Source organism: Paenibacillus sonchi (assembly GCF_016772475.1).
GTDB lineage: Bacteria > Bacillota > Bacilli > Paenibacillales > Paenibacillaceae > Paenibacillus_AQ > Paenibacillus_AQ sonchi.
Genome location: NZ_CP068595.1, coordinates 2,416,400 through 2,429,446 on the forward strand (window position 1 = coordinate 2,416,400; position 13,047 = coordinate 2,429,446).

The following is a 13,047-nucleotide window of genomic DNA, read 5'->3' on the forward strand; positions in this document are numbered from 1 at the left end:
GCCGGTTGTCCATTTTTATGTTAATCCTACACCCGCAGCTCCCCGTGTTTCAGGGAAGAATTCTCGATCTGCAGCGTTGTATGCTGTATCGCAAAATGATCCTCCACTACATTAATCGCCTGCTGGAGTATGCTATGGGGGTCAGCGTGATCCTTGATCAGCAGATGTCCGCTAAGTGCATCAAATCCGGATGTGATGGTCCAGACATGCAGGTCATGGACACCTTCAACCCCATCGATGCTTAATAAGGCTGCTTTGATATCATTGGTATTGACGGAAACCGGCGTCCCCTCCATCAGAATATGGAAGGCCTGCTTCAGAACCCCCCAGGCGCCTCTAAGGATAAGCAAAGCTACCAGTACGCTAATGATTGGATCGGCAACATACCAGGAGAACAAATTCATGATTAACCCTGCCAGCAGGGCACCGACGGAGCCGAGGGCATCACCCATGATATGCAGATAGGCGCTGCGTATGTTGATGTTCTCTTTGGTATCGCTTTTACGCATAAGGGACCAGGCGCTGATCAGATTAGCTAAAAGCCCTACAGCCGCTATGATCATCATAGTGCCGCTTGCCACTGCCGGTGGTTCAAAAAACCGCTGCCAGGCCTCCCAGATGATGAATCCGGCAATCACAAACAGCGTAACACCGTTGAATAATGCAGCCATAATTTCGAACCGGTAGTAGCCGTAGGAATTTTTCAATGAAGGCGGTTTGACGGCAAAAATCATTGCCACAAGACTTAAGGCCAATGAGGCAGTGTCGCTCAGCATATGCCCGGAGTCCGAGAGCAGAGCCAGACTGCCGGTAACTAATCCGCCGAAGAATTCGAGGAACATAATGCCTCCGGTAATGATCAGGGCGATCAGCAGTCCTTTTTTGTTATTGGGCGCGTGGGAGTGTGTGTGGGAATGCGTGTGGGAATGACCGGAATGGCTGTGCCCGTGTCCGTGCCCGTGCCCGTCATTATGTACATGCTTCTCATTATGCTTCTGCTTTCCATGGTGCTCGTTAAGCTCATGGTGTTCATGATGCTCATTATGCTTGTGGTGCTCATGTTGCTCATTAAGCTCGTGGATATGCCCTTGACGGCTGTGTTTATTCATAAAAATGCCCCCTTTTCGCGAAAAACATATGAATGATTGCTCATATGTTAATATTAAACGAGATGAAAGCAGATTACAAGGGACAAGTTATCTGCAACTGTACGTTATTATAGCTCCGAGGGGTGTTCTTGTACGATTCTCAATAATTATGAAGTCAGAGTCTTGCGGCGTAAAAGCTTTGCGACGTAAATTATCCTTCTCCTTCACGCGGAAACGTATACCTGTACGAGTTGAAGCGGACAAGCTGTGAGTTTATGGAACTTATTGTGGTTATGGGGAAGGTGCTAAGTGGAAAAAGTGTAACTAATTTCCCGGAATTTAGGGTTTTCAAGGGTTTTAGTGGGAATTTGTTCACTTAATTCGAGACAATTGCCTTCATGTGGGCATATTCGGCCGGATTAGTGGTACTTTTTCCACCTAACTCCCATCCAGGGGTCAAGCGAGCGGGATTAGTGATACTTTTTCCAACTATATAGAGTGAACTTAAGAATCCAACCCGCAGCATGGACGAACTTCTTGATTCACTAGGCTTTTGTCCATCAGCCGGACATCATTCTTAAATTCAGTTTATATTACCTACTATTTGAGGAACCAGGGGGAGGAATTGTTGATATTTTACCAGCTAACCTGCGGTGCGCGAACAGAGGCTGCCTTTTATTCATCATAACTACAGGGTGCTTCAGGAGCCAATGAATATGCACCGGGTGTACGGTGATGGCGTCTGGTATAGGAGGGCTGCAGCCTGAAGATCCAATAAAGCTTCTACTCCAGTTACGAGGCAGGGCAGCTCCTGCTTGTGAACAAATTGGAAAACAATGCTGTTTTCGCATTGACACTTCAAGATTGGGGGGCATATAATGTGTGTAAGTAAACATATGAACAAATACTCATATATAGGTTTGAACAAGGGAGATGGGTGTTTTGAATGTGGTTCAAGGAAATGTGAGACGCCAGTGGATGCTCGAAGGACTGGACTGTGCCAACTGCGCCATGAAAATCGAAAATAAGGTCAAGAAAATCGAAGGAGTAACGTCCTGCTCGGTGAATTTCACGATGAAGATGATGACCCTGGAAACTGCGGCAGCCGATGCCGAGGCAGTGTCCGCCGAAGCCCGGCGGACGGTGAACATCCTTGAACCTCACGTGAAGGTTAAGGAAGTGAAGCCGGCAGGGTTGCGCAGGAACCCGCAGCCAGGCGCCGGCCCGCAGCACGGGCACAGCCGCGAAGCCCATGCTCATGCCGATGCGCACGGGCACAGCCACAGCCACGAAGCTCATGCTCACGGTGATGCGCACGGGCACAGCCATGAAGCCCATGCCCATGCCGATGCGCACGGGCACAGCCATGAAGCCCATGCTCTCGCCGATGTGCACGGGCACAGCCACGAAGTCCATGCTCATGCTGACGCGCACGGGCACAGCCACGAACATGGGGAAGGTGAAACCCGCCGCATCCTGCTGCGCCTGGGAGCCGGAGGCATCCTTGCAGCAGCCGGAATGTTCCTGCCGGTCAGCGGAATCCCGGAGCTGCTGATTTTCCTGGCCGCTTATCTGATTGTTGGCGGCGAGGTCGTCTGGTCTGCTGCCCGGAACATCGTCCGGGGCCAGGTTTTCGACGAGAACTTCCTGATGGCACTCGCAACGATAGGGGCCTTCGCTATTGGAGAATACCCCGAAGGCGTAGCCGTCATGCTGTTCTATCAGGTTGGCGAGCTGTTCCAGGGGATGGCTGTCAACCGTTCCCGCCGCTCCATCACGGCACTGATGGATATCCGCCCGAGTTTGCTAATTTGAAGGAAGCCGGCAATCTGAAGACGTGTTGCGCCGGAAGAAGTAGCGATTGGCGATCATATTGTGGTCAAACCGGGGAGAAGGTGCCGCTGGATGGAACCATACTTGAAGGCAGCGCAATGATGGATACCTCGGCGCTGACCGGGGAATCGGTTCCGCGTGCAGCTGAACCGGGCAGCAAGGTGCTGAGCGGATTTATTAACCGCAATGGTGTGGTTACGATTGAGGTTACTGAGACATTTGGGGAATCAGCCGTCTCCAAAATCCTGGAGCTGGTGCAGAACGCCTCCAACAATAAGGCAAAAACAGAGAATTTTATCACCAAGTTTGCCAGAGGCTACACACCTGTAGTGGTTATCACCGCGCTCCTGCTGGCTGTAATCCCTCCGCTCGTGCTGAGCGGAGCCACTTTCTCGGACTGGATCTACCGGGCGCTGGTATTTCTCGTCATCTCCTGCCCTTGCGCGCTGGTCGTTTCGATACCGCTTGGCTTCTTCGGCGGCATTGGCGCAGCCTCCAAAAGCGGTATTCTCGTCAAAGGCAGCAACTTCCTGGAGGCCTTGAACGATGTTAAGGTGGTTGTGTTTGATAAGACCGGAACGCTCACCAAAGGCGAATTCAAGGTAACGGGGACCTACCCTTCAGAGGGCTTTAAAGAGGACGATCTGCTGCGGACTGCTGCGTATGCCGAGAGCCACTCCAGCCATCCGATTGCGGAGTCGATCCGGGCGGCCTACGGCAAAGAAATTCCCGGCGGTGCTATAGCGGACTACAACGAAATATCCGGCCACGGCATTGCCGTTATGGTGGAGGGCAAGGCGGTACTGGCCGGGAACGCACGGTTGATGGCGCGTGAAGGCATTGCCAGCCGGACCCCGGAGCAGAACGGAACAGTGGTCCATATTGCCATTGATAAGCAGTATGCGGGTTATCTGGTCATTGCTGATGAAGTGAAAGAGGATTCCCTTCAGGCGGTTCAGGCACTTGGGCGGCTTGGAATTCACAGAACCGTCATGCTGACGGGCGATGCCTCCCCGGTTGCGGAAGCCGTTGGGCAGCAGCTGGGGATTGAGGAAATTCACGCTGAACTGCTGCCGCAGCACAAGGTCGAAGCCATCGAGAAGCTGGAGCGGGAAAAATCACAGCGGGAGAAGATTATTTTTGTCGGCGACGGGATTAATGATACTCCGGTGCTGGCCCGGGCGGATGTCGGCATTGCTATGGGCGGGCTGGGCTCGGATGCGGCGATTGAAGCGGCAGATATCGTAATTATGACGGATGAACCGTCGAAAATCGCCACAGCGGTCAGCATTGCCAAGCGCACGCGGACCATCGTCTGGCAGAATATTATTTTTGCCCTGGCGGTGAAGGCATTATTCCTGCTGCTGGGAGCTTTCGGGATTGCCACGATGTGGGAGGCCGTCTTCTCGGATGTGGGTGTGACCGTGCTTGCGGTACTGAACAGCGTCCGGGCCCTGCAGGTTCCCAAATCCGTGTGAACCTTGGGCAATAGTCACGGCAAGCAAATATATAATACGAAAAAAATAAGCACTCGTGATCCCATAATGTGGGTCTTGAGGCTTATTTTTTATGATGGAACTAATGCTACTTGTCTGTTATTGCCGATATAACACTATAGATTTACAGCATATGGAAGATCATTATCAGTTTTGCTGGGGGGAACTATAGTGGATAAGTCAGATGTACCGGAAAAAATGAAAATGAAAGCAAAAGAAAGAAAATCAGCATCTGTTCAGACCAAATGGTCGCTTGTGATTCTTGCCATTGCCATTGTGCCTTTACTGGGGACGACCATCTTTTTCGTGCAGTATTTTGGCGGTGTGACCCGGTCGAACAGCGAAGAGCTGGCCACTAAAATACTAGAGATGAACACCTCGCGCATCGATGAGTGGTTGAAAAGCCGGACCTCGGCCGTGCAGGAGCTTATTGCGCAGCATCCGGAGTTCGACACCGCGCAGCCGCAAAGTATTTTTCCGGTGGTTAAGATCCTTGAAGAGAGCGATAACCAATCGGAAGGCTACAGTGTCATTAACAAAGATGGTTTGCTGACCAATACGATGAACCTGACGGCCGATATGGCGAAATCTGCTTACTTCTTAAAAGCCAAGGAATCCCTGGCGCCGGCATTGGGAGATATGTCGTACCTGGAGCCGCTCAAAAAATACATCATTCCGCTGATCGTTCCTGTAGTGGACAAGAAGCAGCAATTCAGCGGAGCAATTGCGTTTTCGGTTACACCCGATATCTTAAATGAGATGAGTAAAAGTATCCATGTGGCTGAGAGCGGCTACGGCTATGTAGTCTCCGGCAAAGGGGATTATTACGCGTATTCCGATATGAGCCGGATCGGTAAGAATATGGCGGACTATGCCAAGGAGCCGGAACTGAAGAAGGCTGTCACCGCCATGCTCAGCCGCGAAAGCGGTTCGGAGACCTATACAGGTGAAGACGGAAAGACAATTATTACATATTACAAGACCATTCCCGGTACGGATTGGAAGCTGATGATCAATGTGCCGAAAAGCGAGATTTTTGCCAAAGTGAATGCGGCCCAGCGCTTGGCTACCCTGTTAATCATCGGTATCATCCTGCTGGTGACCTTGATTTCACTCTATCTTACCCGTATGGCGGTTAAGCCGCTTGTGGCGATCTCCGGTGTCATGAAAAGAGTGGCCGAAGGCCATCTGAGTGAAAGGGTGGAAGTCCGTTCGGGGGATGAAATCGGCCAGATGAGCAAAAGCATCAATGATACAGTCAGTTCACTGTCCGGAATTGTCGGTACGATTGACGCCACTGTGCTGCAGGTAGCTGCCGCCGCTGAAGGGCTGCTGGAATACGCCAACCATTCCTCCAATACCTCTGCTGAAATTGCTACCGTCATCCAGGAGGTGGCGCAGGGCATGGAAGACCAGTTCAAGGGATCAGAGCAGTCGGCCCGCGCTACCGAAGAAATGGCTGTGGGACTGCAGCGAATCGCGGAATCCTCCGTAAGTGTGTCCGATCAGGCGGAAACGGTAAGTGCAGAGGTTCAAAACGGCTATCTGGAGATTCAATCTACTCTTGAACAAATGACGGTCATCACGACAACCGCAGGCCAAACTGCTGATCTGATCCAGACCCTGACGCAGCAATCCGAACATATCGGACAAATCATCGATGTCATCTCCGAGATCGCTAATCAGACCGGGCTGCTGTCGCTCAACGCTTCAATAGAAGCGGCCCGCGCAGGTGAGCATGGACGGGGCTTCGGCGTCGTGGCGAATGAAGTGAAGAAGCTGGCTGAACGCACCAATGCCTCGATTGTTGATATTGTCGATCTGATCAAGCAGATTCAGGCCTCCACAACCAATGCTGCCCAGTCCATGGAAAAGAGCATCGCCGAGATTGGCGACGGCATGGGCAAAATGAAAAATGTGGGGATATCCTTTGAACATATCCGTTCCTCTATCCGTGAAGTTTCAATGCAGATCCAGGACGTTTCCGCCATCAACGAGGAAATGTCTGCGGGAACTGAGGAAATCACAGCTTCTGTCTCTGATATGCTGACCATTGCCAAGGATTCGGCGGAGAATGCCCAGGCGGTATCCTTCGCCTCTTCAGAACAAATGGAGCTTATGAAAAAGGTGGTCGACTCGGCGAAATCCCTCAATGAGATGATGTCCACGCTGAAAGGCGAGATTGAGAAATTCCGCTAAGCTTACTTAAAAGATACAAAAACACCCCTGGGCGCTGCACACTGCCGTGTGTGTAGTTGAGGGGTGTTTTCTATTATGCTAGACCGTTTCTACTTGAGGTGCAGGCTTTCAATGCCCTGGCGGATAATGCTGCAGGAGGCCTCAAGCTTCTTGGATTCCTCTGCACTCAGGTTCAGCTCCAGCAGTTCCTGTATGCCGCCCCTGCCGATGATTGCCGGTGCTCCGGCGCATACGCCGCTTTGGCCGTATTCCCCGTCCAATATGGCGGAGACGGCAATGATTTTGTGCTCGTCATTCAGGATGGAGCGGGTGATGTAGGCCAGCGCGCTGCCGATGCCAAAATGCGTTGAGCCCTTACGCGTAAAAATCTCCCAGCCGGCATCCTTGGTTTTGCGGGCGATGTCTTCCAGATCCAGTGTGCTGAACCGTTCCCGGTGCTGCTCCATGATCTGCAGAATCGGTTTGCCGCCGATGGTCACATGGGACCAGGCAACGAATTGGGACTCGCCGTGTTCGCCGAGCGCATAGCCGTTGACACTGCGGGGATCGATGGTAAAGACCTCTGACAGCAGCGTCTTCAGCCGCGATGAGTCAATAGAGGTTCCGGTGCCGATGACTCTGTGGCGGGGCAGGCCGGAAATTTTCCATACCATATAGGTGACAATATCAACAGGATTAGCGGCGATCACGAAGATGCCGTCAAACCCTCCGGCCATAATTTCGGTAACAATGTCCTTGGTGATCACAGCCGCAGCATCAAGAACATCCAGTCTGCTCTGTCCCGGCTTGGGATTGGCGCCTGCTGTCAGAATGACAACGTCCATTCCGGCGCAATCGCTGGAGGTGCCGGCATATACCTTGGTGCGTGTTCCGGTGAAATCCATGCAGTGCGAGAGATCAAGCGCTTGTGCCATGGCGCGGTCATAAGTGCGGTCAATCATCATGATTTCGTCGCATATAGCCTGATTGACCATGGAATAGGCACAGCTGGAACCGACCATTCCCGAGCCGACGATCGCCACTTTTCTTGATTTACTTTTCAATTGTCTTGTCCCCACTCTCTAAAAGTATGCTTATATTCTAACCGATTTCATCGCAAGTTACCTGACATCAGACGCAAAAAAACTGGCCGATCCGTGCAATTTTGGTCAAAAGTGACATGGGAGGTTAGAAATAACTAGGCGGATTACTAGTAGTATATGCACATTAGGGGAAAAGGGGGAATATAAGATGACAATGAGATTGGGGTTCCTGCAAAGTGTCTGAATCAGCTTCCAGGCAATAGCCCCACTTTGCAGGGTTGTTGTACCATTTAGATGATATTGTCAGTCCCGGGCTCAGGGGTATGGGCGTGCGGTGGAACCATCCGGATGTAACGCTTATACATAAATACTCTCCAGTGCAGGATCATGCCGAAGGCCAATATGAAAAAAAGCCCGCCTGACTGCGGAATGGATACATATTGATTGATAAACTCATGCAGCACCGTGCGGATCAGCAGCAGCCCAAGCAGGATGAAGGCAAAGCTTTTGGAGCGCCGGGCATAAATCAGGCCTTCCCTTGCTTCAAACTTGGTGCTGCGGATCAGCGGGTAGGCAAAAATAAACCAGCCGACCAGAAAAGCCGCAACCGCCCACCACCAGGGGAATCTGACCTCGGGAACAACAAACATGGCAAAACCGGTGGACATGCCCAGCGGGGGAATCCATATTTTGCGGATCGTCACCGGGCGCGCACTGGCCTTCAGGCGGATGAAAATGACCATCAGCGCCATGAATACAGCCCCCAGAGTGGAACCGACATGCAAAAGTGAAGGGTTGATATTGCCCATGATTCACTTTCCTCTCTGTGATTTGTGTCACTTATTTTTCCATTATAGCAGAAAAAAGAAGGCAAAACATTGAAGCCGTCTCAGCGGGAATTGCGCAGCTGCTTCTCCGAAAGCCATAGCTCCAGCCGCAAGAAACCCGCCAAGGAAGGCCTTGGCGGGTGTAGATGCCAGCCCTGCTGGGCAGGTCTGGTTGTATATAAGGTTAGTTCTTAAGAACGGCTGCGTCCGCCAACCGAACGGAGGATCAGGCTAACGATAAAGATCAGGACGATCGCACCGATAAGTGACGGGAAAACATAGAAATCGCTGATCTTAGGCCCCCAGCTTCCCAGCAGCATGCCGCCGAGCCAAGAACCGAGAATACCGGCGATAATGTTGCCGATAACACCGCCCGGAATATCTCTGCCCATAATCAGACCGGCCAACCAACCAATGACGCCACCAACAATCAACATCCACAGAAAACTCATTGTGCTTCAGCTCCTTTATGTTTTGTTATCTTCGATGGTTACTATTAACCTCATGCCGGACGTTTAAACCAGGTGTCAAATATTGTCGGCAGCCTTATAATTAGTATTCAAGTATGTCCCAAAATATGCTGTTTAAACCTAGTGAGGTAGCGGGTACATAAACATGTTATAGTGAAAAAAGTGCGGAACCCTGAGGTGTATTCCTTTAACTTAAGGGTATATATGAAGTAAGTAATACTACGCGCCAATATACAATAGAAGGAGCCGCTGCCCATGCAACAGCCTAATGAAGTTCTATTTTATGCAGGTACCTACAACAGTGTTGATCAAAATGCGATTATCCTGGGGGCTTTGAATAAGGATACGGGGGAAATGAGAATCCTGAACAGTACGAAGGGGATTGAGAATCCGTCCTACCTGGCAGTGAACAGCGCAGGGACTGTGCTGTATGCCGTAAGTGAGAAGGATCAAGGCGAGGTCTATGCATACGCCATTGAGCCCGGAAGCAAAGCGCTGCGCCTTCTGGGAAGCAGACCAACGGATGGCGGCGCTCCGTGTTACGTGTCGATTTCCCCGCAAGAGGATTACATATTTGTCTCCAACTATTCGGGAGGCAACGTTAACATCTTTCCGGTGAATGCCGATGGCTCGCTTCAGGAAATGTCCGCCCAGGTCAAGCATGAGGGGTCCGGACTGCGTGAAGACCGGCAGGAAGCGCCGCATCCCCATTCGGTCATTCCTGACCGGTCCGGACAGCATGTGCTTGTCTGCGATCTGGGGCTGGATCAGATTGTATTCTACCGTGTGGAAGACGGCAAGCTGGCTACCCGCCGCGAAGTTCTGCTTCCGCCAGGTTCGGGTCCCCGCCATCTGGCCGGACACCCGTCAGGACAATGGCTGTACCTGATCAATGAGCTGAACAGTACAATCACTGTGTTCGCGAATGATGAGCAGTCCGCTGATCTGAAAATTCTGCAGAGCATCAGCTCCCTTCCGGAGCATTATGCCGCCGGCAGCGATGATACTGCCGCCGACATTCATGTATCGCCGTGCGGCCGTTTCCTGTACGCCTCCAACCGCGGGCATGACAGCATTGCGCTGTTCCATATCGACCCGTCCACGGGTCTGCTGGAAGCGCAGGATTGGGTCATCTCCGGAGGCCGGACGCCGCGCAATTTCGCCATTATCGGGGGGATGCTGCTTGCGGCCAACCAGAACAGTGATAATATTGTCTCCTTCAGAATCGACAGCGAGACCGGCAGGCTCATCCCTACCGGCAATGAGCTGGATCTCACATCACCGGTCTGCCTGAAGCCGTTGTAACCCAGAAGCGCCTTCTGTTCGCTGGATTATAGGGGGAATCTGCTGCAGAAAATGCAATAGAATCTCCCGGCCTGAATCTGATCTCCTTCAAGTTCAAGTTATTGAGCGCCTGCCAAAAAACAAAACGGCTTGAGGTCCAGTTAAGGACTGCTCAGCCGTTTTTTGCTTTCGAATGAAGTTATCTTTCTATTCATTGTATAATAGCGGTTTGCTTGGACCCTTCCATACTGATGCCTTTAAGGTAGAAGCCGATATCATCCAGCATAATTTTATCGCCCTCTCCCTGCAGGTAGAAGGTGATTTCACTCAGTTTATCCGGGTCAAGCCCGGGCTCTACTTCAATAAAACGTTCAAAAGGCAGCTCGTAGGTCTGAAATACAGCTTCCGAGAGATCGCCGTATTTGCCGTCGCTCATCCGCTCCTCAAGCCAGGGGAGGAGTGTGAACCGGGTCTGCGGCAGGGGCAGAATGCCCATCACTTCATTCAGCGAAAGACGGGCTGTTGCATGATTGCTGTCCTTCAGTTCGACTTCCACACCGGGGGAGGCCGCCGCTTGTACCGCATCCGGCGTATCCTTGCTGTCGGCATTGCGGTTAGCCATCGAGAAGGTTAATCCGGCAGCACCAGACTCGGCAAGCCCGCTGGTGATGCTATTCTTCAGCTTGATGCTGTAATAACCCTCTCCGCCGCCCTTTGTACTGTGCTCCAGCACCAGCCCATAAGTAGCTTTGCTCTTGGATTCCCGGTCCTTGGCGACCTCCTCCCTCCAGGCTAGACCCGCTGCTTCCGCGGTTCCGCCGGTGACGGTGTTCTTGTTGCGGTCCTCATCAAAGGTGGCTACAACGATATCGCCGCCGCTCTGGAACCGGTTATAGTATGCGGTGCCGGGAAGCCACTGCAATCCGCTGCGGTAATCGCGGAACAGATCCTGGTAGACTTCCTTCCCGTCCAGGGTAGCCTCCAGAAAGGCGGTGACATAGACCTTGGCGATTTGCCGCTGCGCGACCCCGTCCATAATATCCGTTCGGTCCAGAAACAATCCCGCCGGCAGCGACTGGTCGTACAGCCCCCAGCTGGTATTGAACTGGCTGTGGTTGGCATCGGCAATATAAAGCGAGCTTTTGAAGGACGAAGCAGCTCCTGTAAAAGAAGAACGGATATACTGCCGGTCACCGTAAAAATCATGCACATCGCCATCGCGGGCACCCTGAAGGGTCAGGTAATTGACATCCTCCAGCCGGGCCTGCTGGTTATCAATGGCTTTGTCCGTAGGGGCGAGTGCGATAACTGAAGCGATGTGAAACTGTGCGGCGGCGGCAAGAGCAGGGTCATTCTTGAACCAGCGGCCGGCATCCGCAGCCATAGCTACGGCCTGCCCGCCCCGGCTGTGTCCGAGCAGGGCGGTCCGGCTATAATCCACCTTCTGATAGAAAGGGTTGCCGGATTGCTCCGCAAAAATGCCGATCTGCTGCAGATGCTTCAGAATCATCCAGGTCCGCACCTTGAAATCATTATCCGGAATGCCCGACCAGGCGGAATAGTTCAGAAAGTTCTCATCAAGAGACACCGCGATAAAACCCCGGCTGGCCAGCTGTTCGCCCAGGTAGGCATACCCCCCCTCGGAATAATCCTCCATCATATGGTTGCCGTGCACCATCAGCACGAGCGGGTAAGGTCCTTCACCGTCAGGCATCCAGACCCGGGCGTTTACAGGAAGGGAGCTGTGATCAAAACCCCAGAATAAGGTGCGCAGCTTGGGCCAGCTTGTAATGTAAGCAGAGGCATCCACCGTAGCAGTGGTAAGCTCAGCCTCATCGCCATACTCGGACCGGTGAAGATCCTGGCCGCTGCCATAGGTGAAGCTGCGGTAAGTATAGTTCCCCGGCTCCCCCGGATTTTCGGCATCGATGGGAGCCGGGCCTCCGTTTGATACGCTCGCCTCCGGTGAGGTGTCGCCATTGCCCCGGGTAGAGAGGGCGAGCGGAGACGCGAGCACGACGGCTGCAAGCAGCAGGCCCATGGTGAACCGGCGCCTGCGCAGCAGCCCGATGGCCAGACCGCCCAGGCCGCCGAGGAGGGCGGCAATTCCAGCAACGGCGGCTGCGGCTTCAAGCTCCAGATCGGCATAATAGAAGACTAGCAGGACAGCTCCTGAAGCGCTCAATAAAGAGCCCGCATAGAGGCGCGGGATGCGCAGCCCGGACAGGGCCAGCAGTACGGCCAGAATATTTCCGGCACAAGCCAGGACCAGGGTTGCCGCACAGGTGGCCAGCATCACATCGGCGGCAGTTCCGAGTCCGGTAGGGATGCCCAGAACAGCTGCGGCAAACACCAAAAAGCATATCAACCAGGGGCCGGCAAGCGCCGTCCGCCATAGTTGTGTATCGTAGCGGTAAGTGTCCAGAATGCGCCTTGCCAGCTCCCAAAGGATACGCTTGTGCAGCCGTGGCCGCTGCGGCGCGGGTGCAGGTACAGGCACATATTCCAGATTCATTCCCATGATTGTCTCCCCCGGTAATTGCGCTGATTTCACATGTTTCAGCCTATGTTTTCAACCTGTTTTTTAACCTATTTTTTGACCTGTAAGATGTAGCAATAATATTACTTTGGCGCCGTAATAACAAGTGATTTTTGCAGGAACAGCCGTCACATGCTGCCGTCACGCCGGCTGAAAAAGACTTTTCGCTATTTTGAAAAAAAGGTTTGACAGGGTGCAGAGGTTTCAGTATTATATCTTTATAACCTACTAAATGGGTAGGAATAATTGAATAAGTTCTTACCGTACAGACGGAGGAACGCCCGCTATA

The 13,047-nt window shown here is 52.5% G+C and carries 7 protein-coding genes and 1 pseudogene; 3 read left to right on the plus strand and 5 right to left on the minus strand.

Going from position 1 to position 13,047, the window contains the following annotated elements; translation table 11 throughout:
• Window positions 1-26: 26 nt before the first annotated feature.
• The gene (locus tag JI735_RS11160) at window positions 27-1,109 is read right to left on the minus strand and encodes a cation diffusion facilitator family transporter (RefSeq protein WP_083886945.1); all 1,083 of its coding nucleotides are present in this window, start codon (window positions 1,107-1,109) and stop codon (window positions 27-29) included.
• A 912-nt stretch (window positions 1,110-2,021) separates the two neighbouring features.
• On the opposite strand from JI735_RS11160, the pseudogene JI735_RS11165 reads away from it, so the two are divergent.
• Window positions 2,022-4,399 (plus strand): annotated as a pseudogene (locus tag JI735_RS11165) (heavy metal translocating P-type ATPase).
• A gap of 189 nt (window positions 4,400-4,588) precedes the next feature.
• A complete protein-coding gene (locus tag JI735_RS11170; RefSeq protein ID WP_083886944.1) occupies window positions 4,589-6,616 on the plus strand; it encodes a methyl-accepting chemotaxis protein in 2,028 nt (675 codons plus the stop codon).
• Between the two features lie 89 nt (window positions 6,617-6,705).
• On the opposite strand, the gene JI735_RS11175 is transcribed toward JI735_RS11170, so the two are convergent.
• The 3 genes from JI735_RS11175 to JI735_RS11185 all read right to left on the minus strand — a co-directional run bounded on the left by JI735_RS11175 (window position 6,706) and on the right by JI735_RS11185 (window position 8,917).
• The gene (locus JI735_RS11175) at window positions 6,706-7,659 is read right to left on the minus strand and encodes an L-lactate dehydrogenase (protein WP_039838958.1); all 954 of its coding nucleotides are present in this window, start codon (window positions 7,657-7,659) and stop codon (window positions 6,706-6,708) included.
• A gap of 269 nt (window positions 7,660-7,928) precedes the next feature.
• Window positions 7,929-8,447 (minus strand): CcdC family protein, encoded by a 519-nt coding sequence (locus tag JI735_RS11180; protein WP_051052272.1) that lies wholly within the window; start codon window positions 8,445-8,447, stop codon window positions 7,929-7,931.
• Window positions 8,448-8,656: 209 nt separating this feature from the next.
• Complete coding sequence (locus tag JI735_RS11185) at window positions 8,657-8,917, minus strand: GlsB/YeaQ/YmgE family stress response membrane protein (protein ID WP_020426595.1); 261 nt, start codon at window positions 8,915-8,917, stop codon at window positions 8,657-8,659.
• 273 nt (window positions 8,918-9,190) lie between these two features.
• Here JI735_RS11185 and JI735_RS11190 point away from each other — a divergent pair, with 273 nt between their 5' ends.
• The gene (locus tag JI735_RS11190; protein ID WP_039838957.1) at window positions 9,191-10,240 is read left to right on the plus strand and encodes a lactonase family protein; all 1,050 of its coding nucleotides are present in this window, start codon (window positions 9,191-9,193) and stop codon (window positions 10,238-10,240) included.
• 190 nt (window positions 10,241-10,430) lie between these two features.
• Here the strand turns inward: JI735_RS11190 and JI735_RS11195 are convergent, their stop codons facing one another.
• On the minus strand, window positions 10,431-12,740 hold the full coding sequence (locus JI735_RS11195) for an alpha/beta hydrolase family protein (RefSeq protein WP_202677386.1): 2,310 nt from the start codon (window positions 12,738-12,740) through the stop codon (window positions 10,431-10,433).
• Window positions 12,741-13,047: the final 307 nt, after the last annotated feature.

Excerpts from the sequence above, each read along its gene's own strand:
- JI735_RS11195 (WP_202677386.1), bottom strand. The coding sequence starts at position 12,740 with ATGGGAATGAATCTGGAATATGTGCCTGTACCTGCACCCGCGCCGCAG.
- JI735_RS11160 (WP_083886945.1), bottom strand. The coding sequence starts at position 1,109 with ATGAATAAACACAGCCGTCAAGGGCATATCCACGAGCTTAATGAGCAA.
- JI735_RS11190 (WP_039838957.1), top strand. The coding sequence starts at position 9,191 with ATGCAACAGCCTAATGAAGTTCTATTTTATGCAGGTACCTACAACAGT.
- JI735_RS11180 (WP_051052272.1), bottom strand. The coding sequence starts at position 8,447 with ATGGGCAATATCAACCCTTCACTTTTGCATGTCGGTTCCACTCTGGGG.
- JI735_RS11185 (WP_020426595.1), bottom strand. The coding sequence starts at position 8,917 with ATGAGTTTTCTGTGGATGTTGATTGTTGGTGGCGTCATTGGTTGGTTG.